The sequence below is a fragment of the Streptomyces justiciae genome (genome assembly GCF_015163075.1).
Taxonomy (GTDB): Bacteria; Actinomycetota; Actinomycetes; order Streptomycetales; family Streptomycetaceae; genus Streptomyces; species Streptomyces justiciae.
Window position 1 is genome coordinate 199,509 of record NZ_JADDXU010000007.1, and the last position, 26,677, is coordinate 226,185.

17 protein-coding genes are annotated in these 26,677 nt (G+C 68.7%); 2 read left to right on the forward strand and 15 right to left on the reverse strand.

From position 1 onward, the window contains the following. The first annotated feature begins 159 nt into the window (after positions 1-159). Positions 160-1,059 carry an alpha/beta fold hydrolase gene (locus IQ210_RS21135; RefSeq protein ID WP_194080625.1) on the forward strand — a complete coding sequence of 300 codons (900 nt, stop codon included), beginning with the start codon at positions 160-162 and terminating at the stop codon, positions 1,057-1,059. A gap of 18 nt (positions 1,060-1,077) precedes the next feature. On the opposite strand, the gene fxsT is transcribed toward IQ210_RS21135, so the two are convergent. The 15 genes from fxsT to ngcE all read right to left on the reverse strand — a co-directional run bounded on the left by fxsT (position 1,078) and on the right by ngcE (position 22,535). Beyond that, a complete protein-coding gene (fxsT, locus tag IQ210_RS21140; protein ID WP_194080626.1) occupies positions 1,078-5,010 on the reverse strand; it encodes an FxSxx-COOH system tetratricopeptide repeat protein in 3,933 nt (1,310 codons plus the stop codon). Beyond that, positions 5,007-6,266 (reverse strand): FxsC protein, encoded by a 1,260-nt coding sequence (gene fsxC / locus IQ210_RS21145; protein WP_194080627.1) that lies wholly within the window; start codon positions 6,264-6,266, stop codon positions 5,007-5,009. Before fsxC ends, fxsT begins: the two co-directional genes overlap by 4 nt. Further along, a complete protein-coding gene (locus IQ210_RS21150) occupies positions 6,259-6,915 on the reverse strand; it encodes a TIR-like protein FxsC (RefSeq protein ID WP_194080628.1) in 657 nt (218 codons plus the stop codon). The genes fsxC and IQ210_RS21150 overlap by 8 nt, the downstream gene beginning before the upstream one ends. After that, on the reverse strand, positions 6,908-7,738 hold the full coding sequence (locus tag IQ210_RS21155) for an aminoglycoside N(3)-acetyltransferase (protein WP_194080629.1): 831 nt from the start codon (positions 7,736-7,738) through the stop codon (positions 6,908-6,910). The genes IQ210_RS21150 and IQ210_RS21155 overlap by 8 nt, the downstream gene beginning before the upstream one ends. A 6-nt stretch (positions 7,739-7,744) precedes the next feature. Beyond that, complete coding sequence (locus IQ210_RS21160; protein ID WP_194080630.1) at positions 7,745-9,883, reverse strand: FxsB family cyclophane-forming radical SAM/SPASM peptide maturase; 2,139 nt, start codon at positions 9,881-9,883, stop codon at positions 7,745-7,747. Positions 9,884-9,905: 22 nt separating this feature from the next. Then, positions 9,906-10,097, reverse strand: coding sequence for a hypothetical protein (locus IQ210_RS21165; RefSeq protein WP_194080631.1), 192 nt, complete (start codon positions 10,095-10,097; stop codon positions 9,906-9,908). A 261-nt stretch (positions 10,098-10,358) separates the two neighbouring features. Next, positions 10,359-11,882, reverse strand: a complete 1,524-nt coding sequence (locus IQ210_RS21170; protein ID WP_194080632.1) for an amino acid permease — start codon at positions 11,880-11,882, stop codon at positions 10,359-10,361. 147 nt (positions 11,883-12,029) lie between these two features. Further along, the gene (gene dxs, locus IQ210_RS21175) at positions 12,030-13,952 is read right to left on the reverse strand and encodes a 1-deoxy-D-xylulose-5-phosphate synthase (protein ID WP_194080633.1); all 1,923 of its coding nucleotides are present in this window, start codon (positions 13,950-13,952) and stop codon (positions 12,030-12,032) included. A gap of 216 nt (positions 13,953-14,168) precedes the next feature. Then, positions 14,169-15,491, reverse strand: a complete 1,323-nt coding sequence (locus IQ210_RS21180) for a sugar ABC transporter permease (RefSeq protein ID WP_194080634.1) — start codon at positions 15,489-15,491, stop codon at positions 14,169-14,171. After that, positions 15,488-16,279 carry an ATP-binding cassette domain-containing protein gene (locus IQ210_RS21185; RefSeq protein WP_194080635.1) on the reverse strand — a complete coding sequence of 264 codons (792 nt, stop codon included), beginning with the start codon at positions 16,277-16,279 and terminating at the stop codon, positions 15,488-15,490. The genes IQ210_RS21180 and IQ210_RS21185 overlap by 4 nt, the downstream gene beginning before the upstream one ends. Positions 16,280-16,548: 269 nt before the next feature. Then, positions 16,549-17,634, reverse strand: a complete 1,086-nt coding sequence (locus tag IQ210_RS21190; protein ID WP_194080830.1) for a sugar ABC transporter substrate-binding protein — start codon at positions 17,632-17,634, stop codon at positions 16,549-16,551. Between the two features lie 133 nt (positions 17,635-17,767). After that, positions 17,768-18,967: an ROK family transcriptional regulator gene (locus IQ210_RS21195; RefSeq protein WP_194080831.1), complete on the reverse strand. Its 1,200-nt coding sequence runs from the start codon at positions 18,965-18,967 to the stop codon at positions 17,768-17,770. A gap of 183 nt (positions 18,968-19,150) precedes the next feature. Further along, positions 19,151-20,074 carry a carbohydrate ABC transporter permease gene (locus IQ210_RS21200; protein ID WP_194080636.1) on the reverse strand — a complete coding sequence of 308 codons (924 nt, stop codon included), beginning with the start codon at positions 20,072-20,074 and terminating at the stop codon, positions 19,151-19,153. Positions 20,075-20,091: 17 nt separating this feature from the next. Further along, the gene (locus IQ210_RS21205; RefSeq protein WP_194080637.1) at positions 20,092-21,027 is read right to left on the reverse strand and encodes a carbohydrate ABC transporter permease; all 936 of its coding nucleotides are present in this window, start codon (positions 21,025-21,027) and stop codon (positions 20,092-20,094) included. A gap of 65 nt (positions 21,028-21,092) precedes the next feature. After that, positions 21,093-22,535, reverse strand: a complete 1,443-nt coding sequence (gene ngcE, locus IQ210_RS21210) for an N-acetylglucosamine/diacetylchitobiose ABC transporter substrate-binding protein (protein ID WP_194080638.1) — start codon at positions 22,533-22,535, stop codon at positions 21,093-21,095. A gap of 417 nt (positions 22,536-22,952) precedes the next feature. Here ngcE and IQ210_RS21215 point away from each other — a divergent pair, with 417 nt between their 5' ends. Continuing rightward, positions 22,953-26,657 carry a GH92 family glycosyl hydrolase gene (locus IQ210_RS21215; RefSeq protein WP_194080639.1) on the forward strand — a complete coding sequence of 1,235 codons (3,705 nt, stop codon included), beginning with the start codon at positions 22,953-22,955 and terminating at the stop codon, positions 26,655-26,657. Positions 26,658-26,677 lie beyond the last annotated feature (20 nt).

Here is a 26,677-nt window from a genome sequence, read left to right on the forward strand (position 1 = left end):
AAATAGGCATAAGCTGGCCGCGTTCGGTCATGATTTCGACATTCTGGTCACTTTCCAGTGACGGAATGACGCCGACGCGAGACGCTGGCTCGGTGGTGCCCGTCGTTTTGATCTGAGAGGATTCCGGCACCCTTGACAGCCGGTGGACGGGAGGCAGGAGTGGCGCGTGCCGCTCACAGCAGAGACGGGCGCAAGCTCGTTTTCGATACGTGGGGTGATCCGCAAGGGCACCCCGTCTTTCTGCTGCACGGAACCCCCGGCAGTCATCAGGGGCCACGCCCGCGATCGATGGTCCTCTATCAGCTCGGCATCCATCTAATCGCCTACGACCGTCCGGGCTACGGGGGTTCGACTCGCCGGCCCGGCCGCGAGGTGGTCGACGCCGCCGAGGACGTCGCGACCATCGCCGATCTGCTCAACCTTCCCAAGTTCTCCGTCGTCGGCCGGTCCGGCGGCGGTCCGCACGCGCTCGCCTGCGCCGCGAGGCTGTCGAAGCGGGTCCAGAGCGCGGCCGTACTGGTGAGTCTCGCCCCCTGGGACGCGGAGGGACTGGACTGGTTCGAGGGGATGACGGAGTCCAACGTCCGCGAGTACCGCAACGCCCGCAGCAACCAAGAGGTGTTGCAGAGCACGCTGGTGCAGAACGCGGACGCCATGCGCACCAACCCGATGGCCGTGCTCAATGATCTCGACGACGAGATGCCCGAGATCGACCGGCAGATCGTGGCGGACGCCGGTATCCGCCGGATGCTGCACAAGAACTTCGAGGTCGCCGTCGAGAAGACCGCGGACGGCTGGATCGACGACGCCGTCGCGTTCAGCAAGAACTGGGGCTTCGATCCCAAGGAGATCACCGTGCCCACCCTGTTGTGGCACGGCGAGAAGGACGTGTTCTCCCCCGTCGAGCACTTCAACTGGCTCGCCCGCAGGATCGAGCACGCCACCGTCGTGCTCCAGCCGTCGGCCGCGCATTTCGCGGCCGTCCCAGTGCTTCCCCAGGTGCTCGGCTGGCTCCGGGACCAGACGCAGGCCGACGCCGCCGCGACCTCGACGGCGTGACCCGCACCCCTGCCCCCGTCAGATCGGGTGCGGGTCCAGTTCCAGCCCGACTCGGTGGCCCTCACGCAGCCGGACCACCTTGGAGTGCTTGGCGCCGAGCTTGAGCCCGAGCACGTCGAGGGTCTCGCGGGCCATCTGGTCGGCCTCGGTGGCACGGCCGGTCTCCCGCAGCAGGATCGACAGGTTGCCCCGACAGGTGAGGGCGGTGGGGTGGTCCGTACCGAGCCGGTCGCACAACTCCTGGTAGGCCTGGAGGTAGTTCTGTTCGGCCGTGGCCGTCTCGCCCAGGGCCGCCTCCGTGTTGGCCAGGTTCATCTGGCAGTTCATGCTGAACGGGTGTTCCGCACCGAGCGTGGTCCGCAGCGCGGCACGGGCCTGCTCGCAGACCGCGCGGGCCTCAGCGAGGTTGCCCGTCGACAGCAGGTTGATGCCGTGGTTGACCGCACACGCCAGTGTGTTGGGGTGGCTCTCGCCGAGCGCTGAACGGAACAGATCGAGCAGCTTGGCGGTCTCCTGGCAGGCCTCCTCGTGGCGCTCCGCGGCCGAGAGGTGGCCGGCATGGCCGAGCCGCACCACCAGCGTCTCGGGCGAGGCGTCACCCAGCCGTCGCCGGCAGACCTCCAGCACCTGACCGCTGATGTCCATGGCCTCGTCCAGCCGGTCCAGTCGGCGCAGGGTGATGGCGAGCGCCTTGGCCGCCTCCAGTGCGGGCGGCTGCTCGGGCCCTAGTTCGACGGCCGTCGCGTAGACCTCGCGCAGGGTCTCCGCCGAGGCCTCGTACTCGCCGCAGGAGCGCTGGTCGCGCCCCAGGTTGATCTTGGAGAACAGGGTGTAGGGGTGCTTGGGCCCCAGGGTCGAGGCACGCAGCTCGCAGTTCTCCCGGTCGACGCTCTGCGCCTCGTAGCAGTCTCCGGCCATCCGCATCGACACGGCCAGGTTGTTCGCCGCGAAGAGGGTCCGGGAGTAGTCCTCGCCGAAGAGGTTCATGGACCGCTCGTAGGTCTCGCGGTCGATCTCCAGGGCCCGGCGGACCTGTCCGACGGCCCGCAGGTCCGCGGTGAGGCCGCCCGCCGTCATCAGGATGTGCTCGTCGTCGTCGGCCAGCGCCGCGCGCTGTCGCTCGTAGACGTCCTGGTCGATCTCCAGTGCTCTGCTGTACCACCCCTGCGCACGCAGCACGTTGGCCATCTCGAAGCGCAGATGCAGGGTCATACGATCGTTGGCCCCGGCCTCCTTCTGCCAGGTGACCAGCAGCTCCTCAGCGAGCGACAGCGCCTCCGCGTACTCACCACGGACCCTCAGATAGCGCAGCCACTCGGTCATCAGCTCGCGGATGCGTTCGTCGAGGGAGTACCTGGTCCAGGGGGTCTTGAGGTGGGGCCAGATGGTGTTGTACCGCTCCCAGTTCGCCGGACGTTCCGCATCGCCCTGGGACGGGCGCGCCCCCGAGAGCACGTTGCGCACGGCACGCAGGGCTGTTTCCTGCTCCTCGGCGGACATCGACGAACGCACCGCCGCCTGCACCAGCCGGTGCACCTGGATGCTGTTGCTCTTGCGGTCGACCTTGGCCAGTGAGTAGCGGTGCAACTGCTGGATGGCACGGTTCACCAGGGCCCGGCCACCGCTGCCCGGTTCCGCCTCCTGGAGGACCTCGACCATCTCCTTGCGGTTCACCAGATCGAGGGAGATCGGGTCGGCGCCGAAGTGCGCGCACAACTCCAGCAGGCGCCGGGCGGCCGGCGAGGCGAGCTGCTCGATCGAGATGTTCCAGGTCGCCCCCACCTGGAGCGGGAAGCCGGGGGCGTCGACGTCCGCCTCCAGCCGCGCCAGCTGCGAGTCCAGCAGATCCAGGTACTCGCTGGCGTCCTGGCCGGTCTCGTTCAGCCAGGCGGCGGCATGGTCGACGGCCAGAGGAAGGTCACCGAGGGCGCTCGCCACCCGGCTGGCGTCCTCCTCGCTGATGGCCGAGACCCGGCGCAGCAGGTGCTCGACGCTCTCCGTGCGGGAGAACACGTCGACCTCGACGCGCTCGCCGACCTGGGCCCAGCCCTCGTTGCGGGTGGTGATCAGGACGTGGCCGGTGGGGCTGTCGACGAGCATCGGATCGAGGGACGCGGGGGTGGTGGCGTTGTCGAAGACCAGCAGCCACCGGTTGTACCGGTCCCCTCGGCGCAGCGCCTCGCGGACCTCCTTGGCCGTCGCGCTGATGCTGTCCCGTTCCTCGACGCCCAGGTGGGGAGCCAGTTCGGAGTACTGCCGCAGCGCGAGGTCGGGGAACTCCGCCTCGATCCACCAGACGACGTCGTAGTTCCCCCGGTACCGGTGCGCGTACTCGGTCGCCAGCTGGGTCTTGCCGACGCCTCCCATGCCGTGCAGCAGGGTGGCGGTGCCGGTGTCGGTGAGCTGTCGGCGCAGCGTGTCCAGCAGCACGGCGCGCCCGGTGAAGGCGGCGTTGCGTCCAGGCACGGACCACACGGGCGGTTCCGCACCGGGGAAGCGGGGCCCGCCGGAGCCCGTGTCCGCGGGGTGCTCGCCCTGGGCGGGCTGGGCGTCCAGGGCCCGCAGCAGGGCGTTGCGCGCCTGCCCCTCGTTCATGCTGCTCAGATGGATCGGCATCCGGTCCGAGAACGGATGCTCCAACCGGGCGTCGCTGACCCGGACCGGCACCAGGGTGCGCCGTGAGCCCATCGGGTCGGCCATGGCCACGGCTTCCCACACGGCCCGGGCCTGCGGGGACTTCTGGTAGTCGGCGGAGAGCACGGCGACCGTGCGAGAGGCGCCGCGCACCTTGTTGTCGGTGTCCTCACGCAGCGGGACACCGGCCGCGGAGCCGTCCTCGGACCGGGCGTCGCTCACGGTGAACCCGGCGTCGCTGAGGACCCGTCCGATCCATTCGGCCCAGATCCGGTCCTCGGGGACGTAGCTGAGGAAGACATGGGTGGGGTCCGGCGGCCGACGGCGGACGACGACCTTGAGGTAGTTCTGCCGCTCCTCGTCGCTCATCGGGACGAGCGAGTTCACATCGCCCTCGGTGATGAATGACGTCAGCCGTTCGCAGGCGGCGAGCAGCGAGGCGGGGGTCTCCGGCTCGTCACGGAAGGTCGCCAGCATCTCCTCGTAGGCGTAGGTGGACTTGAACGGCAGTTCCACCTTCCCCCAGTAGCTGCGCGAGTCGACCCCCGGGGTGCGGGCCAGTAACTGGTCGAAGCTGAGCCGGACCTTGGCACGCGCGGCCTCCAGCCGGTCGGCCTCGGAGTCCACGACCCGCATGGGGACCGGCAGGATCCGGATGCGGCGCTGGCTCCTGGTGTCCTGCACCCGGCGGGCGACGGCTGCCGCGCCCTCGATGCTCTGGTCGTTGTGCGTGAAGCAGTTCACCAGCACGTCGGGGAAGTGCAGGGTGCAGATGTCGGAGATGTCACTGAGGCCGGTGCGGCTGTCGATGAGGACGTAGTCGTAGCCATGCCGGAACTGGGCGCACAGCGCGTCCAGGAACTGGCCGCCGTACTGGTCGCCGTAGAAGAGGTTCCAGTTGAACTGGGAGAAGATCGAGGAGTAGTTGCGGTCCTGGCGGCCGGCCGAGATGTAATGCAGTCGGCCACCGGCCGGGAAGCGCCACTGCAGTGGGTTCACCGCCCGGGTGATGTCGGCCTGTTCGGCGATCCAGCCCGGCTCGGCCTCGTCCTGCAGGTGGTCGACCTTCAGGACGTAGTCGTTGATGAGTTCCAGCACTCCGGGGCGGTCGTGCAAGGCGCTGGACTCCAGGAACGGGTGGAGGAAGCGGTCCAGGCCGGGTGCCTCCAGGTCCCAGTCGACCACGAGGACGCGCCGGCCCTGGGAGGCCATGATCCACGCGGTGTTGGCCAGGGCCATGGTGCGACCGCTGCCGCCCTTGTAGCTGTAGAACGTGACGATCTTGCCGCCGTCTGGGCGGGACTGCACGCCGGTCACGGTTGGGCCTCCTGGTCGCCCTGGGGATCGGCAGACGCCGAGTGGCTGGTCGAGGATGGTAGCGGAACTCGGGTGAGGTACTGCTGGGCCGCGCTGTCGGCCAGTTCGATGAAACGGCGGTTGAACGCCTCGAAGTTGTCGAGGCCGGCGACCGCCCCGCGCTGGATGAAGCGGCCGCTGCTGAGCCGCCGGGGCAGCGCCGACTCCAGCAGTTCCTCGAGTTCCTCGCGGGCCCGCCGGGTCTGCGGGTCGTCGGCGAGCGCGGTCAGCACGGTCACCCACGGCAGGTCCCGTGCGTCGAAGGCCCGCAACCGGTCCAGCACCCCACGGTCGTGCAGGACCCAGGGGTCGATGACGAGGATCCAGGGGCTGGTGGTCTCGCGTCGCCCGAGGAAGACGTCCTCGGCCTCGTCGTAGGTGCGGATCTCGGGGGCGAAGCCGAGGTTGCGGGCGAGTTCGGCGGTGCGCTCGGCCAGCGGGATGCTCAGGCCGTCGCTGAAGGGCTGCCAATCGCGGGGCTCGCGGCCGTACTTGGTGTCGCTTCGGCCGGGTGGCAGATGGTGGATGTCGGGGGCCAGTACGGCGATGCCCAGGGGGTGCCAGAAGGAGGTGTCGAACGCGTCTGGCACGTCGAGATCGGCGAACTCGGCCTCGTCCGGGGCGGGTTCGGGGGTTCGAAGGGCGGCCTGCACGATGCACTGGGCGATCCGGCGGACGCACTGGTCGTAGTAGTCCGAGCCACCGGGGTACTGCCGCAGCCCGTAGAGGCCGCCCTTGGCGTAGCGGCCCAGCGCCTCGGGGTCGACGTGCGTCGGAGTCGTCGGCCGGTCGGGTGAGGGCAGGCCCAAATCGACGGAGAGCGGGCGCGCGGTCGTGGGAACGGGCGTCCACAGAACCGGGAGGAGGGTGCCTCGGCGCGTGCGGTTGACGAAGGCGGTCCACTGCCGGCCGCAGTAGCCGTCGATGAAGTAGCGGCGAGTGATCAGCGGTACGAAGCAATGGCTGCTCTGCAGGGCCCGGGCCATGGCGGGGCCGCCGCGGTCGGTGGCATCCAGATAGCCGAGGGAGGGGAGCGTGAGGGAGCCGCTCAGGCCGGCGACCGCCCTGATCAGATCCGCGTGGAACTCCTCCACGTCCTTGTCCGGCTCCAGGCCCTCCGCCTCCGAGTCACCGCCGGGCACGGGAGCGGGGGCGTAACTGAGGAAGAAGTAGGGCGCCTTGCGTCGCACGCGTCGTGCGGAACGGCTGTCATGCATCGGGTCCCTCCCCCGCCGATCCGTCCATGGAGTCGAAGAGGTCGTCGAAGAGGCCTGGGTCGCAGGGTTCCAGGCGGGAGCTGACCGCCACGTCGGCTATTTCCTGGGCCAGTTGGAAGGCGATGCCGTTGGCGGTCTGATGGCGCCCGTGACTGTACAGACCGAGCAGTCCGTACCGGCCGTAGTCGGACTTGAAATCCTGGTGGACGTACTGCACATCGGCGTAGGGCGGGGGGATCTCGTCGGGCCGCAGCGGGGCCCACAGGACCGGCACTATGGCGTTGCGGGTGAAGGTGCCCCGGTCGCGCTGGAGTTGCTGGCGTCGCTCGAAGCACTCCCATTCCAGGGCGCACCACTTGCTGGCGAACAGCCGTTTGGACAGGACCGGTACGAGGACCTGGCAGCGGGCGAGGCGGTCCTTCAGTTCGACCTTCCAGCCGGTGCCCACCGGGATCCGCTGGTCGAGGTAGACCGCGTCGATCCCGGCGCGCAGGTCGGTGAGTTGCCTCAGGTGCCGCGACAGTTTGCCGTGGAAGCGCACGAGAAGCTCGTCCGGCGGTTCATGGGACTCCGGTGACTCAGGGTTGCGCCCGTAGCTGAGGAACCCGTACGGCTCCTGGATGCTGGCGCGGGGCTGGTGCTCAGGCACGGTCGGCCTCCACGGGGAGGTCCTCGGGCCGGGTGCGGCACTTGGCCAGCCAGTCGCCGGCGGCGTCCACCGCCCAGCGCAGCGGGAAGAGTCTGCTGTCGGCGGCGCCGATCCGGCCCCGGGCGACCGGGCCGTCGGGGGGCGGTTCGGCGGCCTCCAGGCATCGGCCGAGTGTGCCGAAGTCGCTGTCGTCCAGGTCGACGTCGACGTAGTTCAGCCAGCGCGGGCCGTCCTGTGTCAGCACCCGGCAGTCGTAGCGGCGGCGCGGCGGGTGCGGTTGCCGGTACTCGGCGAGATGGAACGCCGAGCAGGTCTCGTAGCCGACGCCCAGCAGCAGGACGTACGCCTCCTCCTCGTACAGCCTGCCCAGCGGGGACCGCTCGCCGAGCAGGCAGTCCAGGGGGTGGCCGCGTGTGATGCGGGCGGCCCCGGGTCCGAGCGCGGCGAAGGACGCCTGCGGGTGAGTGCTGCGCGTGGCTCCCGGAGTGACCCGCACCTCCTCCGCCAGCCGTCCCATGCCTTGCGAAGGCGTAGAAGCCGCGCAGAAGGGCTCCATGTGCTCACGGTAGGACAGAAGTTGAAGTGGTGTCAGGTCTCGCGTCATGTGGAGATACGCCCGTGATGTCAGCGAGTTCCCCTCGGTGAACGTGGGCACCACCAGCGTGCCCTTGGGGCCGAGCGCGTCCCGGAAGGCACTCAGCACCGTCCTGACGCCGCCGCGCACCGGGCCGACGGACCGCAGTGAGGAGTGAAGCAACAGGGTCATGCCCTTCTCCACGCCGAGTTCGCGGAGTTGGGCGGAGAGCGATGCCGGTGTTCTCATCCGCCGTCAGCCGCGCAGCCGGTCGGCCATCCGGAGGCCGGCCGCGGTGAGACCGTCGTCCGGGATCGCCCCGGCCGGAAGGCGGTCCAGATACGCGGACCGCAGCAGTTCCCTGGCCTCGTCGCTCCCGGCGAGGTCGAAGAGGTCCGACAGGGCGTTGAACTTCATCTGCTGCACTCCCTCCACGACAAGACCGGCCAGCACCACGGCGGTGTCCGGCAGCGCCACTCCCAGGGCTCCGAAGGCGTGCGGGTCCACGGCCACCAGCCCGTGCGGCCCAGTGCCACGCAGCGGCGTGCAGGCCGTGAACAGGGCGCGCACTCCTGGGCCGCGGCCGGCGTGACGGGCACGCAGATGCACGGCCGCCTCGGTGAACAGCCGCAGCCAGCGCGCGTGTTCGGCCTCGTCCAGGGTGGGCGCCGGGTGCGCGGAGAACCCATCGCGACAGGGGTCGGCGTCCTCCACGAGCACGCTGAACTCCCGTGTGGCCAGGCGGCGTAGGGGGTGCCAGACGAAGCCGGAGTCGGCCGCCTCGGTGAGCGGACGGGGGCGCCGGTCCGGTCCGGCAGCGACCAGCAGGCGGCCCGCGCGGGCAAGCAGGGCGACCGGTCCGGGGCCGTCCGGCAGCGTCAGGTGCCCGGTTCCGGGCAGATGCGCCTGAGCGGCTCCCTCCGGCAGGTCGACGCGGAGGTCGGTGCCGGCCCGGAGCGCCACCGCCAGGGCAATCTCGCCGAGCCGCTGCCGTACGGCGGCCGCCGGCAGTCGTCCCTCGGCGCTGCGCACCGCCCAGGTGCCGAGGTGGGGGTGGCGGACGGTCTGCGCGGTCTGCACGGGCCGGTGCCGGTCGAGGTGGGCCAGGGCGCGCGCCTCGGGACCCGGGTGGCGGGCGCACACGGCGGCGAGGAGCATCCGCCGGACGCTGGCCTCGGCCTCGGTGAGGGCGCGCAGTGCGGCGCTGTCGCCGTCGCCCGCGGCGAGGGAGTTGAAGCCGTGGATTGTCAGCGTGTGCGTCCGGCGCGCCGGACGTGAACGCGGGGCGTTCAGGACATGTCCGATGAGGCGGAAGAGGTCCTCGCAGTAGACGGAGGGGTTGTCGAAGCCGTTGGCGGCACGGTGGCGGTGCCCGTAGAGGCCGCCGCCGCATATCCGCACCACGGAACAGTCCCGGCACCGTCGGCTCAACCGCTCCACTCCCCCGCTCTGGGCCAGGAAGCCCGGGTGGGCGGCCGCCTCGTCGAAGGAGTTGCGCAGTACGTGGAATCCGGTGCTGGGCGCCCCGGGGCCCGCCGTCTTGAGCCAGTCGGCCTGTTCGATCTCGCCGTCGGTCTCGACGACGACCAGGTCCGGGCTGCCGAGCCCGAGCGCCTCGGTGAAGGACTCCTGGCCGTCCCGGCCGGCCTCGATCGAGTCGAAGAGCCGGACCGGGAAGGGCCGGCCGTCGGCGGCCCAGCGGTCGTGGACGGTGATCAGCCAGCGGGCGTGGGCCGCGGGGCGAGCGGGGTCCCGCGGTGGCGGCCGGTCCCACGTGGCGTGCGGGAGCAGGAAGTCCACCCGCGGTGGATCGAGCGCGGCGAGGGCCTCGTAGACGGCGACCGGATCGTTCTGCACGTCGATGGTGCACAGCAGGCCGGCGAAGGCGCTGCGGTGCTCGGGCGAGCCGATGAGCCGGACGGCCCTGACCACGGCGTCGTACGATCCGCCGCCGCCGGCGCGCTTGCGGTGGCGGTCGTTCGAGGCGCGGTCACCGTCGAGGGAGATGCCGGTGCTGATCCGCTCGCGGACCAGCATGCGGCACGTCGATTCGTCCAGGCGCAGGCCATTGGTCTGCATGCGCAGGTCCAGCGCGCACACGCCGTCCAGTGCGGAGCGCAGCTCCCGTGCCGTCCGGGCCAGTCGTTCGGGCCCGGCGAGCAGGGGTTCGCCACCGTGCAGGACGACGTGCACGCCCGGGAGTTCGGGGTGAGCCCTGGCGTGTTCGGCGATCCGCGACACCACCGCCGCCACCACCTCGTCCGGGATGACCGGCGGCCGACGACGCCAGCTCTGGTCGGCGTGGCGATAGACATAGCAGTGGTCACAGGCCAGGTCGCATCTGCTGTGCATCTTCAGGACGAACTGGCGGAATGCTCTTGTCCCTGCGGTCATCGGCCCTTGGCGTCCGGGGCGGTCAGATGCTGGAGTTGAAGCCGGAGCCCGGCTGCCGTCGGGAGGGCAGCAGCCTGTTGAGCGTGCGCCGGTCGATCGCGCCGGGGTCGTCCAGAGGTACGGCGCCCCAGTCGGGGATCTCCGTGGCAAGCGGCTCGGTCGCCGCTCCTAACTCGTCCAGAAGTGCAGCGGACGCCTCTCCGCCGTTCGTCATTGCGGTCTCCTTCGCCGGTCCGTGAATCGCGCCGGTCGGATCGTCACCGAGTGGAATCGCACTGAGCAGTCGAGAGGTGGCTCGTCGTCACCACTCCCCCCATCATCGTGGCCGCTTCCGGTCGGACACAAGGGCGGTAAAGGTACCTTACGAGCCAGCTTCCTCAAGGCAAGAGTCAATTCCGGTCAGGACGGGGCACGTTGCGAACACGGGGCCCCGCGCGGGGCGCCGGAGCACCTCGCACGGGGCCATGCCAGGCAGCTACTCCGCGCCGCCGTTCGGCGGCTTCACCACCTGACCCACCGTCGTCTCTTCCCCCTTCGCCAGCCGGCTGTGCGACCGCCCGTACAGGAAGTACACGACGAAGCCGAGGACCATCCAGATCGCGAAGCGGAGCCAGGTCTCGGCGGGCAGGTTGAGCATCAGCCACAGGGACGCCAGCACCGACAGGATCGGGAGGAACGGGACCCAGGGGGTGCGGAAGGAGCGATGCAGGTCGGGGCGGGTGCGGCGGAGGATGATGACGCCGATCGCGACGACCACGAACGCGAACAGGGTGCCGATGTTGACCAGTTCGGCGAGTTCGCTGAGCGGGGTGAAGCCGGCGACGATCGCGATGATCACGCCGAGCAGGATGGTCGGGCGGTGCGGGGTCTTGAACCGCGGGTGGACGTGGGAGAAGAACCGGGGCAGCAGGCCGTCGCGGCTCATCGCGAAGAAGACCCGTGTCTGGCCCAGCAGCAGGATCATGCAGACCGTCGTCAGACCCACCGCCGCGCCGAAGCTGATGAAGCCCGCGTACCACGGGTGTCCGATGGCCTTGAAGGCGTCGGCCAGCGGCGCCGTCACCGACAGGTCGGTGTACTTCTGCATGCCGGTGACGACGATCGACACGGCCACGTAGAGGGTTGTGCAGATCAGGAGGGAGCCCAGGATGCCTCTCGGCATGTCCCGTTGCGGGTTCCTCGTCTCCTCTGCCGCCGTCGCCACCACGTCGAAGCCGATGAAGGCGAAGAAGACGACCGACGCCGCCGTGAAGATGCCCATGACGCCGAAGTTGGACGGTGCCCAGCCGAACATCAGCTGGATGAGCGGGGCTTGGAGGTCGCCGCCCGCCTCCACCGGCTGGGACTTGGGGATGAACGGGTCGTAGTTGTCGCCCTTGATGAAGAAGGCGCCCGCGATGATGACGACGAGGACGACCGTCACCTTGATGGCCACGACGATCGACGTCACGCGCGCGGACAGCTTCGTGCCGAGGACCAGGATGCCGGTCAGGACCAGGACGAGAGCGGCGGCGAGGATGTCGAAGCCGAAGCCGTCGGCGCCGTCCCGGCCGCTGAGCGCCTCCGGCAGATGCCAGCCCGCGTTGTCCAGGAGCGAGGCGATGTAGCCGGACCAGCCGACCGCGACCACCGCCGTGCCGAGCGCGAACTCCAGGACCAGGTCCCAGCCGATGATCCAGGCGGGCAGTTCGCCCAGGGAGGCGTACGAGAACGTGTACGCGGAGCCGGCCACCGGGACGGTGGAGGCGAACTCGGCGTAGCAGAGCGCGGCGAGCGCGCAGACGACGCCGGCGACGACGAAGGCCAGGGCGACCGCCGGTCCCGCGTTGTTCTTGGCGACCGTTCCGGTCAGGACGAAGATGCCGGTGCCGATGATGACGCCGACACCGAAGACGGTCAGATCCAGCGCGGAGAGGGATTTCTTCAGCGCGTGCTCTGGCTCCTCGGTATCGAGGATGGACTGCTCGACTCTCTTCGTCCGGAAGAGTGTGCTGCTCACGGGCGTACCTCCCACGCTGTGTCGTCCTCGACATGATCGAGAGGGGGCGTACCGCGTATGCCCCGGCGCGTGGGGATTCATGCGAATGGGCCGGTCGTACCACCCTTCGCGGTGGTACGACCGGCCCATTCAGGCGTGTCGGTCGCGTCAGTCGCGCGCGGGCTCCGGCTCCTCCGCCGCCGCGCCGCTGTACTTGCCGTCCAGCTTCGAGACCAGACCGGTGACCTGGCGGGCGATGTCAGGGGCGGTCAGCCCGATCTCCGCCATCACCTCGGCGCGCGAGGCGTGGTCGAGGAAGCGCGGCGGGATGCCGAAGTCACGCAGCGGGACGTCGACGCCGGCGTCGCGCAGCGCCTGGGCGATGGCCGAACCGACGCCTCCGACGCGGGAGTTGTCCTCGACCGTCACGACCACGCGGTGGCGTTCGGCGAGCGGGGCCATGGCCTCGTCCACCGGCTTGACCCAGCGCGGGTCGACGACGGTGGTGGTGATGCCCTGCTTGTCGAGGAGCGAGGCGATCTCCAGGCACATGGGGGCGAGGGCGCCCACGGAGACGAGGAGCACGTCCGGGGTGTCCGTCCCCGGCTCGCGCAGTACGTCCATGCCGCCGACCCGTCCGACAGCCGGTACGGCGGGGCCCACGGCGCCCTTCGAGAACCGTACGACCGTCGGCGCGTCGTCGACCTTCACGGCCTCGCGGAGCTGGGCGCGGACCTGGTCGGCGTCGCGCGGGGCGGCCAGGCGCAGGCCCGGGACGACCTGGAGGATCGACATGTCCCACATGCCGTTGTGGGAGGCGCCGTCGGTGCCGGTGACACCCGCGCGGTCCAGGACGAAGGTCACGCCGCACTTGTGCAGGGCGACGTCCATGAGGACCTGGTCGAAGGCGCGGTTGAGGAAGGTGGCGTACACCGCGAAGACCGGGTGCAGTCCGCCGGTCGCCAGGCCCGCGGCGGACACGGCGCCGTGCTGCTCGGCGATGCCGACGTCGTAGATCCGGTCCGGGAAGGTGTCCGCGAACTTCTTCAGGCCGACCGGCTGGAGCATCGCCGCGGTGATGGCCACGATGTCCTTGCGCTCCTTGCCGAGCTGCACCATCTCGTCGCCGAAGACGGAGGTCCAGTCGGCGCCGGAGGCCTTGATCGGCAGGCCGGTGTCGGGGTGGATGGGGCCGATGCCGTGGAAGCGGTCGGCCTCGTCCTGGAGGGCGGGCTGGTAGCCGCGGCCCTTCTCGGTGAGGACGTGCACGATCACCGGGCCGCCGAAGCGCTTGGCGCGGGCCAGCGCGGACTCCATGGCCTCGATGTCGTGGCCGTCGATGGGGCCGACGTACTTCAAGCCGAGGTCCTCGAACATGCCCTGCGGGGCGATGAAGTCCTTCAGGCCCTTCTTGGCGCCGTGCAGGGTCTCGTAGAGGGGCTTGCCGACGACCGGGGTGCGCTCCAGGAGGTCCTTGCCGCGGGCCAGGAAGCGCTCGTAGCCGTCGGTGGTGCGCAGGGTCGCGAGGTGGTTGGCGAGGCCGCCGATGGTCGGCGCGTAGGAGCGCTCGTTGTCGTTGACGACGATGACGAGCGGGCGGTCCTTGGCGTCGGCGATGTTGTTCAGCGCCTCCCAGGCCATACCGCCGGTGAGGGCGCCGTCACCGATCACGGCGACCACGTGGTCGTCGCGTTTCTGGATCTGGTTGGCCTTCGCGAGGCCGTCGGCCCAGCCGAGGACCGTGGAGGCGTGGCTGTTCTCGATGACGTCGTGCTCGGACTCGGCCTGCGAGGGGTAGCCGGACAGGCCGCCCTTCATCTTCAGCCTGGAGAAGTCCTGCCGGCCGGTGAGCAGCTTGTGGACGTAGGACTGGTGTCCGGTGTCCCAGAGCACCTTGTCCTTCGGGGAGTCGAAGACACGGTGCAGGGCGATGGTGAGCTCGACCACGCCGAGGTTCGGGCCGAGGTGGCCGCCGGTCTTGGAGACGGCGTCGACGAGGAAGGTCCGGATCTCCTCTGCCAGCTGGTCCAGCTGCTCCAGGCTGAGCCGGTCCAGATCGCGCGGTCCCCTGATGCGGGTCAGCAGCGGCACCCGTGCCTCCTTGCAGTAGAGCTGTTGCCGGGCTTGTCGAGTCTAATGTTCCGCCTTTGCGGACGAGACGCGGGCGGTGCGTGATACGTCACGCGATCGGCTGTACCCAAAATCATCCGGTCCTACGACGCCGAGAGGGGCGCGGGGAACTGCGCGACCAGCCACGACGGACCGGTACTCGCAAGCTCACCCGCGCCCCTACGGCGCTCTGTGCTGTTAACCGCGTCCCGCGGCCTTCTGGCTGCGACGCGACACCGAGTCGATGACCACGGCGCCGAGCAGAACGCCGCCGGTGATCATGTACTGGATCGACGTGTTCATGTTCAGCAGGTCGAGGCCGGTCTGGATCGACTGGATGACGAGCATGCCGAGCAGGGCCGACCACACGTTGCCGCGACCACCGAACAGCGACGTACCACCGATGACGGCCGCCGCGATGGCGAGCATCAGCGTGTTGCCGCCACCGGCGTTCAGCGTCGCCGAGGCCGTCTGACCGGCGAAGAACATGCCGCCGATGGCCGCGAAGCCGCCGGAGATCGCGAACACGGTGATGCGGATCATCGGGACGTTGATACCGGCACGGCGGGCCGCCTCGATGCCGCCGCCGACCGCGAAGACCTTGCGGCCGTACGTCGTACGACGCAGCACGAAGTCCACGATCACCAGCGAGGCGAGGAAGATCACCAGCGCGTTGGAGACACCGGCGGCGTTGTTCAGCACGACCGCCGAGGCGAACGCGGCGACGGCGAGCGCGCCGACGCGGATCAGGATCTCGCTGGTCGCCCGGAACGGCACCCCCGCGGCCTTGCGGCGGCGCTGGTCCATCAGGGAGCCGATCAGCATGGACGCGACGGCGAGGCCGGCCAGGATGTAGGCGCCGACGATGGCCTGGTCCATGAAGAAGGAGCTCTGGCCGAGCAGCTGGATCGGGCCGCTGTCGGACGGGATGTTGATCGTGCCGCTGTCGCCGAGCAGCCACAGCATCAGACCGTTCCAGCCGAGGAAGCCGGCCAGGGTCACGACGAACGCCGGGACACCGATCTTTGCGAAGAACCAGCCGTGCAGGGCACCGATGGCGACACCGGTCACCACGGCGAGGATCAGGGCCAGCCACTGGCCCATGCCGTGGTTGACCACGAACACCGCGAAGATCGTGGACGCCAGACCGCTGACCGAACCGACCGAGAGGTCGATCTCGCCGAGCAGCAGCACGAACACCAGGCCGATGGAGAGCATGCCGGTGGCGGCCATGAAGTAGCTGATGTTGGACAGGTTGTCCGCGCTCAGGAACAGGTCGTTCTTCACCTGGAAGATCGTCCAGATGACGATGAGGCCGACGACGACCGGCAGCGAGCCGAGCTCACCGCCCTTCACCTTGCGCTTGAACTCCGTCCAGTAGCCCTTGAGGCCCTCTTCACGGATCAGCAGGCGCGGGTCGACGACCGAGACCGGAGCGGCCGTGGGGTCGTCGGCGGGGGCGACGGTGGTCTGTTCCTCGACCACGCCGTCCGTCTTCTCTACCTTCGACGTGTCGCTCACTTTGCCGCCTCCGTGCTGCGACGCCCCGCACGACGGGTCACGGCGTTGTCCGTGGCGCCCGTGATGGCGGCGATGATCTCTTCGTGGGTGGTGTCCTTCACGGAGAAGGAACCGTTGTTCTTACCCAGGCGCAGCACGGCGACGGTGTCGGCGACAGCCTTCACGTCGGCCATGTTGTGGCTGATGAGGATGACACCGAGGTTGCGCTCGCGCAGCCGCTCGACGAGGTCGAGGACCTGCGCGGTCTGCTCGACGCCGAGGGCGGCGGTGGGCTCGTCGAGGATGACGACCTTGGGGTCACCGATGAGGGCGCGCGCGATGGCGACGACCTGACGCTGGCCACCGGAGAGGCTCGCGATCGGGATGCGGACGCTCGGGATGCGGATGGAGAGCGTGGACAGCAGCTCGCGGGCCTTCTGCTCCATCGTGACCTCGTCGATGACGCCGCGGTGCAGCAGCTCGCGTCCGAGGTAGAGGTTGCCGACGACATCGAGGTTGTCGCACAGCGCGAGGTCCTGGTAGACCGTCGCGACGCCGAGTCCCTGGGCGTCGTGCGGCTTGTTGATGCTGACCGGCTTGCCGTCCCACTCGATGACGCCCTCATCGATGGGGTGGACACCGGCGATCGTCTTGACCAGCGTGGACTTTCCTGCGCCGTTGTCGCCGACCAGGGCGACCACTTCTCCGGCGTGGACCTCCAGCTCGACGTCGGTGAGTGCCTGCACCGCACCGAATCGCTTGGAGACTCCGCGCAACGCCAGCACGGGCGTAGCGGACACGTGAACCATCTCCTTCGCCGCCTGACCGGCGGGGATGCCGCGCTTGGGGTAGGCGCGGAGAGCTGTGCTCGGAGCACGGAGCTGACCGTTGTGCCCAGAGCACGGATTTACCAGATGAACTTGCGCGCAGCCCGGGCGAGTTGGCAACGGGCGCGCACGCCATGCTTCCGTCCGGCGCCCGCCCCGCAGCGGGGTATGAAGGCGGGGTGGGCGCCGGAGGGGCCTGTACCTGCCGACGGGGCGTGCCGTGACTCAGGCACGCCCCCGAAGGCGGTGGGTTACTGCAGACCGGCCTTCTTGCACGCGGCGGCGTAGGCCGAGGTGCAGATCTGGTCGACGGTGTACAGCTTGTCCTTGACCACCGTGTCCTTGATGTTCTTCACGGTGACGGAGACCGGGGTCAGCAGCTGCGACGGGACCTTGTTGCCGGAGCCGTTGGTCATGGTCGTGGTGGCGAGGTCGTCGATGCTCTTGCCCTCGACCAGGTTGACCGCGAGCTGGGCGGCGGCGTCGGCCTCGGGCTTGAAGGCCTTGTAGACCGTGCTGGACTGGGTGCCGGCGACGATGCGCTGGATACCGGCGAGCTCGGCGTCCTGGCCCGTCAGCGGGATGCCGGAGATGCCGGAGCCCTTGAGGGTGTTGGCGATACCGCCGGCCATGCCGTCGTTGGCGGCGTAGACGCCCGCGATGTTCTTGGCGCCGAGCTGGGTGATGGCCGCCTTCATCTTCTGCGCGGCGACCGAGTCCTTCCACAGGCCGGACTGCTCGTAGGCGATGTCGACCTTGCCGTCGAGGACGCTGTGGGCGCCCTTCTTGAACAGCGCGGCGTTCGGGTCGGCGTCGTCACCGTTGATCATGACGACCTTGGACTTGGGGGTCGCCTTGGAGCCGAGCGAGTCGAGCAGGGCCTGGCCCTGGAGCTGGCCGACCTTCTCGTTGTCGAAGGAGACGTACGCGGAGACCGGGCCCTGGGCCAGACGGTCGTACGCGATGACCTTGACGCCCTTCTTGACCGCGGCGTCGATCGAGGACTTGATGGCGGCCGAGTCCTGGGCGGAGATCGCGATGACCTTGACGCCCTTGGTGACCATGGTGCTGACCTGCTGGGCCTGCTTGGCCGCGTCCGCTCCGGCGTTGGCGTAGGAGACGGTGCAGTCGGAGCACAGCTCCTTGACCTTGGCCTCGAAGAGCGGCCGGTCGAACTGCTCGTAACGGGTGGTGACGCTGTCGGGCAGGAGCAGACCGATCGACTTCTTGCCGGAGTCGGAGCTGCCGCTGTCGTTGTCGTCGTCGCCGGCCTTGCCGCAAGCGGCGGCCGTGAGGGCGAGGGCCGAGACCAGAACGGGTACAGCCGCACGACGCATAAGCGTGTTCACTTCAGAAACCTCCCTGACGAGGCCGCGTCGTTGCGGCCGAGGTGGCTGGAAGTCAACTCGGCCACACGTGCGACGTCAAGAAGTAAATACTTAACGGGTTGGCAACGGCGGGTTTCGTTCTCTAAGTGAAGGCAGGAGCCGCTGAGTGCAGCGTGCCGTCCAAAAGGGTCGAATCACCCATCTCGCTGAGTGCGAGGGCGAGTGCTCCGAGCACCTCCGCACGGCCTCCAAGTGCCCCGGGGAGAACGGTGAGTTGACGTGCCGCGCTGGGAATGGCGTAGCGGCTGACGGACTCCCTTATGGGGCCAAGGACCAGCTCGCCGGCCTCCGCGAGATCACCGCCGAGGACCACCCTGCTCGGGTTCAGGAGATTGCAGAGATTGGCGACTCCACTGCCGATGTGTCGGCCGACGTCGGCGATCACCCGACGGCAGCCAGGGTCTCCGTCCCTGGCCAGCCGCACGACGCCTTCCATCGTCAGGTCCGTGCCGTGGCTGGACTGGAGGAGCGGGAGCACATAGCGCGCGGCCGCGAAGGTCTCCAGGCAGCCCCGGTTTCCGCAGCGGCAGACCGGGCCGGATTCATCAAGAGTAATATGCCCGATTTCTCCGGCTGTGCCACCCGGGCCCCGGTAGATCTTGCCGTTGATGACCAGACCGGCGCCGACACCGCTCGCGACCTTGATGTAGGCCAGGTCTCTGACGCCTCTGCCGCTGCCCCAGACCATCTCGCCGAGGGCGCCCAGGTTGGCGTCGTTGTCGACGTGCACGGGGACGCCCAGACGGCCTCGTAGCTCCTCGGCGGGCTTGGTGCCGATCCAGCCCGGCAGGATCGCGGAGGAGCCCAGGGAGCCGGACTCCAGGTCGATCGGGCCGGGGACGCCGAGGCCCACGCCGGCGATCTTCGAGCGGTCCACGCCCGTCGCCGCGATCAGGCGGTTGACCAGCTCTTCCGCCCGGTCGAAGCCCTGGGTGGAGGAGGCGTCGACGTCCAGTGGCTCGGACTCCTCGGCCAGCACCTGGTGGGCGAGGTTGCCGACGGCGACCCGTAGGTGGGTGTGGCCGAAGTCGACGCCGATGACGATGCCGGCGTCGCCGCTGAGCGAGACGCTGCGGGCCCTGCGGCCACCGGCCGACGTGGGCGTGACCTCGACGGTTCCGCCGTCCTTCAGTTCCCGGACGATGTTGGAGACGGTGGCCGCGGACAGACCCGTGGTCCGTGCGATCTCCGCCTGGGTGAGCGACCCGGCCAGCCGGACGGCCCGGACGACCCGTTCCAGGTTGGCTCGGTGCAGCGACGACTGCGACCCCGGAGTCTCCACGACGACCTCCTGCGCGCGGGACCGCATCGACGAGGCCCCGTTCATGTCCAACTAGTGAACTCTAAGCTGAGCCGTTCGGGTCGCCTCCCGTCAAGAGGTTGAACAGTATCCGGGAATGTGCACACGCCTCGGCGCACCGTCACCTGGGGCGGGGACGGTGCGCTCACGGGCGCTCTCGGAGCGCTACTTCAAGGTCGCGGACGTAAGGCCCGCCTGCACCTGACGCTGGAAGGACAGATAGACGACCAGCATCGGGATCATCGCGATGGTCACGCCGGCGAAAAGCACCGGAAGGTCGGAGGCGTACCCCTGTTGCTGCTGGAGCTGGATGAGGCCCTGGGTGAGGACGTAGCGCTCGGGATCGTCACCGCTCTGCGGCTGCATGAGGACCGTCGGCAGGATGAACTGGTTCCACTGGCCGAGGGTGTTGAAGATGCCGACGCTGACGAGTCCGGGCTTCGCCATCGGCAGCATCACCTGGAAAAAGGTGCGGCTGTGCGAGGCGCCGTCCAGGATCGCCGCCTCGAAGACCGCCGTGGGCAAGGTCCTGAAGAAGGCGTGCATGAAGAAGACCGTGAACGGCATCGAGTAGGCGACGTACACCAGGATCAGGCCCTGGTAGGTGTTCAGCATGTCCAGCCGTTTGACCATGAAGAACAGCGGGACGAGGGCGAGGAACACCGGGAACATCGCGCCGGCTACGAAGAAGTAGTACAGGAACCGGTTGCCCCAGAACTCGTAGCGGGCCAGCACGTACGCCGCCATCGAGCCGAACAGCATCGTCAGCGGCACGGAGAAGACCAGCACGATGACGGTGTTGAGGAAGTAGTCGCCGATGCCCTTGTCCCAGGCCCGGCCGAAGACGTCCAGCGACCAGTTCTGCGGCCAGCCGAAGGCCGAGCCGCCGATCTGGGTGTCGGTCTTGAAGGAGCTCAGGACCAGCCAGAGCAGGGGCAGGATGATCAGCAGGGCCCACAGGGCGAGGAAGCCGTGCGAGAAGACGTTCAGGACGACGCCCTCGCTGCGGTCGTCGCCGGGGCGGACCGGGGTCTTGGCCACGGGCCCCCGCACGGGGGCGTCCGCCGTCTCCTTGATGGGTGCGCTCATCGTCGTATCTCTCCCGCTCAGAACTCGACGCGGTCGCGGCGGGTGGCACGCAGCATGACCACGGACAGGACCAGGGTGAGCAGCAGCATGACGACGCCCATCGCGCAGGCGTATCCGCTCTTGCCGAAGTACTGGAAGTTACGCATCATCACGGTCGACATCACGTCGCTCTTGTGATCGGGACCGCCGCCGTAGGCGCCCATGTTCTGGGTCATCGAGGAGACGAGGACGAACATGTCCATCGCGACGATGCCCAGGTACACCCAGGCGGTCTGCACGCTCTCCCAGAGCAGCGGCAGGGTGATGCGGAAGAAGGACTGGTTGCGGCCGGCGCCGTCGATCAGGGCGGCCTCGTAGATGTCCTTGGGGATGGACTGCATGGCGGCCGAGAACAGCACCAGGTAGAAGCCGACGCCGTGCCAGACCACGGCGATCATCAGCATCCACAGCACCAGGTTCGGCTCGTTCAGCCACTCCATCGGATTCTGGGCGTCGACCAGTCCGAGTTTGATCAGGAAGCCGTTGAGGAGACCGCCGCCGTCACTGCGGTACACGGCGTTGAAAAGCACCGCGACGATCGCCAGGGAGAGCACCTGCGGAAAGAAGTAGACGACTTTGTAGAACGACGATCCGGCGACGCCCGAGACCCCGCCGGCCCGGCTGCGTCCGCCCGCGTTCAGCATGAACGCGAAGAACAGGGCGAGCAGGATCGTGATCGCCGGGATGAAGATCAGGAACAGGATGTTGTGCCAGATGGCCTGCATGAAGACGTCGTCCTCGAACAGCGCCTTGTAGTTGTCCAGGCCGACGAACTTGAAGGTCTGCGACTGTCCCTTCCAGTCGGTCAGCGAATAGCCGAACGTCTGGATGTACGGCCAGATCACGAAGATCAGATAGAGCGCCACGGGGACGAACAGAAATCCCGCGACGAACCTGTGCTGCCCTTTGCGCATTGGCGTTCCCTGCCCCTGGTGTCCTCCCCCGGGCCGGATTTCTCCAGCCCGGGAAACGGCGTCGGTCAGTCCCGGTGGTTCTTCTTGGAGGCCGGGTCCTTGGCCTGCTTGTCGACCGCGGCCTGGGCCCGCTTCAGCCACTCCTTGGGCTGGATGCGCTTGGCCATCAGCTCGTTGGACGCGGCCTCGATGGCCGCCCCCATCTCGCTGTACCAGTCGACGTACAGGTAGCGGAAGGTGTTGTCACCGGCCGCCTTGGACGCCTCGACCGTGGACTGGGTCCCCGGGCGCAGCTGGACGCCGCTGTCCACGCCGTCCTTGAGGATGGTCAGCGAGTTGGCCTCCTTGGCGAACTGCGTCGACCACTCCTTGGAGAGCATGCGCCGCATGAACTCCTTGGCCCCGGCGAGGTTCTTCGCCTTGTTCGGGATGATGAAGGGCTCGCCGGCGCCGGCCCGGATCGCCTCGAAGGGCAGCTTGCTGTCGGGCAGCAGCGGCATCGGCAGGAACTTCATGTCGAAGTCCGCCGGTGTCGTCTTCAGCTGCTCGTTCTCCAGCCAGGAACCGCTGGTGATGAACACGGCCTTGTACTGGTTCCAGCGGGTCTGCGACTCGGTGTGGGTCAGGCCGTTGGTGCCGGGCATCAACAGGCCCTTCTCCACGACCTCGTAGATCGCCTCGACGCCCGCCTGCGCCGCGTCGGAGCCGACGAACGCCTTGGGGTCGAGGTTGTCGATCGCCTTCATGGCGTCCAGGCCGCCGGTCTTGGCGATCAGGTCCATGATGGCGACGTTGATGTAGTACGGGTACTTGCCCTGGTGGGCCAGGCCCCCGATGCCCTGCTTCTTGGCGTCGGTGCAGATGGCGAGGAAGTCGTCCCAGGTCTTGGGCTCCTCCCAGCCCTTCTCCTTGAAGAGCTTGCCCGAGTACCACAGGCCCCAGACCGTGTAGATGTAGTTGAGGGCGACGACCTTGCCCTCGAACGTGCCCGGGTCGAGGGTGCCGGGGATGAGGGTGTCGCGGACCTTCTTGGAGGGGTCGTCGACCGACGGGGCGTCCAGCACCTCGGCGAGGTCGAGGAGCTGGCCGTTCTTGTTGAGGACGTCGACCTTGATCTGCTGGGCGCCGGAGTCGTCCACGATGTCCGGCGGGTTGCCCGCGTTGAAGCGGGGCTGGAGCTTGCCGGTGATCTCCTGCGTCCCGGTGTGGGTGGAGGTGATGCCGAGCTTCTTCTGGAAGTCGGCCTCCCACACCTTCGCGTAGTTGTCGCCGTAGCCGCCCTTGAAGATGACGACGTCGAGCTTGCTGCCCTTCTCGGCGCCGAAGGGGTTGTCCTTGCTGGTCTTGCCCTTGGGGGTGTCGTTGGAGTCGTCGTCCCCGCCACCGCTGGCGCACGCGGACAGGAAACTCATCGTGGGTACGGTGATCAGACCGAGTGCGGCGGACCGCTTGATCAGATCACGGCGGCCGACGGAGCCTTTGTCGTTCTCGGCGGAAGTGGATCCCATGCTCAAGTCCTCGCCTTCTCCAGGACTCAGGCGGTGAACCGGATCCTCGCCGGCACCGCGATCGGGTCACGCTGGGTCGTGCAGGAAGTGCGAACGTGCGGTTGAACGGATCGGTGAATCGCCGACAGGTATAGTCCACTTCCCGCCAGCGGAGCAAGATCGAATGCAAGGTTGGCCATGGGTCTTTTCCGAGTTGAGACCTCCCGGAAATATGTGCGGGCTGTGCGCCGACCGACGGAAAAACCATCGGCAATGCGCCCGGAAGCCACACCCAACGCCCTTGACATCGTTCATCACTTGGACCACAACTGATCCTTGCGCATCGAAGTAGACAACGTTGTCCACGACGTGCAGGGAGCGTGTTGACGCATGCGGCACAGACGGTGTTCAGCAGTGGCCTTGACGGCGGCTCTCGCGATGACAGCCGGTCCACAGGCGTTCGCCCTGCCGGAGGCGCCGCCGGGCGCCGCCCGGGAGTTCACGTCGTCCTTCGAGGCGGACGACCCCGCTCCGGACTGGCTGAGCACCCCGGAGCGCGCCTCCGGTGTCGACGGCGGCTACAGCAGCGGCATCCCGGGGAACGTCACCGACCACGTCACGGACGTCCGCGCGAGCGCCGAGAACACGGACGGCGGCGAGGTGAAGGAGAACCTCGCCGACGGCGAGGCGGTCACGAAGTGGCTGACTTTCGCGCCCACCGGCTGGGCCGAGTTCGACCTCGACAAACCCTACCGAATCGCCACATACGCCCTCACATCGGCCAACGACTACGCCGAGCGCGACCCGAGGGACTGGACCCTTCAGGGCTCGAACGACGGCAAGGACTGGAAGACCCTCGACACCCGGTCCGGCGAGACGTTCGACGAACGGTTCGAGACACAGTCGTACGACCTCGCGGAGCCTGCGGAGTACGCGCACTTCCGTCTGGAGATCACGGCCAACAACGGCGCCGGGGGCATCCTCCAGCTCGCCGACGTGCAGCTCTCCACGGGCGGCAGCGCCGGACCGGTCCCGCAGGACATGCTGTCGCTGGTCGACCGCGGCCCGAGCGGCTCGCCGACGGCGAAGGCACGCGCCGGGTTCACCGGCAAGCGGGCGCTGCGGTACGCGGGGCGGCACACGGCGGACGGGCGGGCGTACTCGTACAACAAGGTCTACGACGTGGATGTCGCCGTCGGCCGGAACACCCGGCTGTCCTACCGCGTCTTCCCGTCGATGGCGGACGGCGACCGGGACTACGACGCCACGAACGTGGCCGTGGACCTGGCCTTCACCGACGGCACCTATCTGAGCGGGCTCGGGGCGACGGACCAGCACGGGTTCGGGCTGTCGCCGCAGGCCCAGGGGGCCGCGAAGGTGCTGTACGTCAACCAGTGGAACAGCGTCGCCTCGCGGATCGGCTCGGTGGCGGCCGGGAAGACGGTGGACCGGATCCTGGTGGCGTACGACTCCCCGCGCGGGCCGGCGAGGTTCCGTGGCTGGCTGGACGACGTGCGGATCGAGTCGGTCGCGCCGGAGCGGCCGAAGGCCCATCTGTCCGACTACGCCCTGACGACCCGCGGCACGAACTCCAGCGGCGGCTTCTCACGCGGCAACAACTTCCCCGCGACGGCCGTGCCGCACGGCTTCAACTTCTGGACGCCGGTGACCAACGCGGGCTCGCTGAGCTGGCTGTACGACTACGCGCGCGGCAACAACGACGACAACCTGCCGACGATCCAGGCGTTCAGCGCGAGCCATGAGCCGAGCCCCTGGATGGGTGACCGGCAGACCTTCCAGGTGATGCCGTCGGCGGCCTCCGGCGTCCCGGACACCGGCCGGGAGGCGCGGGAGCTGGCCTTCCGGCACGAGAACGAGACAGCGCGGCCGTACTACTACGGGGTGCGGTTCGAGAACGGCGTGAAGGCGGAGATGGCGCCGACCGACCACGCGGCGGTGCTCCGCTTCAGCTACCCGGGCGACGACGCGAGCGTCCTCTTCGACAACGTCACCGATCAGGCGGGGCTGACGCTCGACAAGGCGGCGGGGGTGATCACCGGCTACTCGGACGTCAAGTCCGGGCTGTCCACCGGCGCGACGCGGCTCTTCGTCTACGGCGTCTTCGACCAGCCGGTGACGGAGGGCGCGTCGGAGGGCGTGAAGGGATACCTGCGCTTCGACGCCCCCACGGTCACCCTGCGCCTGGCGACCTCGCTCATCAGCCTCGACCAGGCGAAGGACAATCTGCGCCAGGAGATCCCGGACGGCACCGGCTTCGAAACGGTACGGGACCGCGCCCAGCGCCAGTGGGACCGGCTGCTCGGCAAGGTGGAGGTCGAGGGCGCGACGCCGGACCAGCTGACGACGCTGTACTCCAGCCTGTACCGGCTGTATCTGTACCCCAACTCGGGCTTCGAGAAGGTGGGTTCGGAGTACAAGTACGCGTCGCCCTTCTCGCCCATGCCCGGTCCCGACACCCCGACGCACACCGGCGCGAAGATCGTCGACGGCAGGGTGTACGTCAACAACGGCTTCTGGGACACCTATCGCACCACCTGGCCGGCGTACTCACTCCTGACGCCCGGTCAGGCCGGTGAGCTGGTCGACGGGTTCGTGCAGCAGTACAAGGACGGCGGCTGGACCTCGCGCTGGTCCTCCCCCGGTTACGCCGACCTGATGACCGGCACCTCCTCGGACGTCGCCTTCGCCGACGCCTACGTCAAGGGCGTCGACTTCGACGCCGAGGCGGCGTACGACGCGGCCGTGAAGAACGCGACGGTGGTGCCGCCGACGTCGGGCGTGGGCCGCAAGGGCATGGAGACCTCGCCCTTCCTCGGCTACACGAGCACCGAGACGCACGAGGGCCTGTCCTGGGCGCTGGAGGGCTACCTCAACGACTACGGCATCGCGCGGATGGGCCGGGCGCTGTACGAGAAGACGGGTGAGAAGCGGTACGCGGAGGAGTCCGCGTACTTCCTCGACCGGGCCCGGGACTACGTGAACCTCTTCGACCCGAAGGCCGGCTTCTTCCAGGGCCGGGACCTCGCCGGGGACTGGCGTGTGGACTCCTCGACGTACGACCCGCGCGTCTGGGGGTACGACTACACCGAGACCAACGGCTACGGATACGCCTTCACCGCCCCGCAGGACTCGCGCGGACTCGCCAACCTGTACGGCGGACGTGCCGGGTTGGCGGACAAACTCGACACGTACTTCGCCACACCGGAGACCGCGTCGCCCGACTTCGTCGGCTCCTACGGCGGGGTCATCCACGAGATGACCGAGGCGCGGGACGTGCGGATGGGCATGTACGGCCACTCCAACCAGGTCGCCCACCACGTGAACTACATGTACGACGCGGCCGGTCAGCCCTGGAAGACCCAGCGCAACGTCCGCGAGGTGCTGTCCCGGCTGTACGTCGGCAGCGACATCGGGCAGGGCTACCACGGCGACGAGGACAACGGCGAGCAGTCGGCCTGGTACCTGTTCTCCGCGCTGGGCTTCTATCCGCTGGTGATGGGGAGCGGCGAGTACGCCGTCGGGTCGCCGCTGTTCACCAAGGCGACCGTCCATCTGGACAACGGCAAGGACCTGGTGGTGCGGGCACCGAGGAACAGCTCCCGCAACGTCTACGTCCAGGGCCTGCGGGTCAACGGGCGTTCCTGGTCGTCGACTTCGCTCCCGCACGCGCTGCTCGCGAAGGGGGCGGTGCTGGACTTCGACATGGGTCCGCGGCCGTCGACGTGGGGCAAGGACTCGGCGCCCGTGTCGATCACGCAGGACGACAAGGTGCCGAGCCCGCGGCGCGACGTGCTGAAGGGTGAGGGTGAGCTCTTCGACGACACGTCGGCGACGGACGCCGCCGTGACCTCGGTTGACCTTCCGGTGTCCGGCGGCCCGGTCAAGGGCGTGCAGTACACGGTGACTTCGGCCGGGGACCGCACGAAGGCGCCGACCGGCTGGACGCTCCAGGGGTCGGCCGACGGCACCACGTGGGAGACGCTCGACCGGCGGTCCGGGGAGTCCTTCGCCTGGGACCGGCAGACACGGGCGTTCACCGTGGGGTCTCCGGGTACGTACGGGAAGTACCGCCTGGTCATCGACGGCGAGGCGGTGGTGTCGGAACTCGAACTGCTCGGCTGAGCAGGGACGTTGGAGGAATC

Coding starts and splice junctions, on each gene's coding strand:
- IQ210_RS21205 (WP_194080637.1), bottom strand. CDS start 21,027: ATGCGCAAAGGGCAGCACAGGTTCGTCGCGGGATTTCTGTTCGTCCCC.
- IQ210_RS21160 (WP_194080630.1), bottom strand. CDS start 9,883: ATGACCGCAGGGACAAGAGCATTCCGCCAGTTCGTCCTGAAGATGCAC.
- IQ210_RS21215 (WP_194080639.1), top strand. CDS start 22,953: ATGACAGCCGGTCCACAGGCGTTCGCCCTGCCGGAGGCGCCGCCGGGC.
- IQ210_RS21190 (WP_194080830.1), bottom strand. CDS start 17,634: ATGCGTCGTGCGGCTGTACCCGTTCTGGTCTCGGCCCTCGCCCTCACG.
- ngcE (WP_194080638.1), bottom strand. CDS start 22,535: ATGGGATCCACTTCCGCCGAGAACGACAAAGGCTCCGTCGGCCGCCGT.
- IQ210_RS21185 (WP_194080635.1), bottom strand. CDS start 16,279: ATGGTTCACGTGTCCGCTACGCCCGTGCTGGCGTTGCGCGGAGTCTCC.
- IQ210_RS21200 (WP_194080636.1), bottom strand. CDS start 20,074: ATGAGCGCACCCATCAAGGAGACGGCGGACGCCCCCGTGCGGGGGCCC.
- IQ210_RS21165 (WP_194080631.1), bottom strand. CDS start 10,097: ATGACGAACGGCGGAGAGGCGTCCGCTGCACTTCTGGACGAGTTAGGA.
- IQ210_RS21155 (WP_194080629.1), bottom strand. CDS start 7,738: ATGAGAACACCGGCATCGCTCTCCGCCCAACTCCGCGAACTCGGCGTG.
- fsxC (WP_194080627.1), bottom strand. CDS start 6,266: ATGCATGACAGCCGTTCCGCACGACGCGTGCGACGCAAGGCGCCCTAC.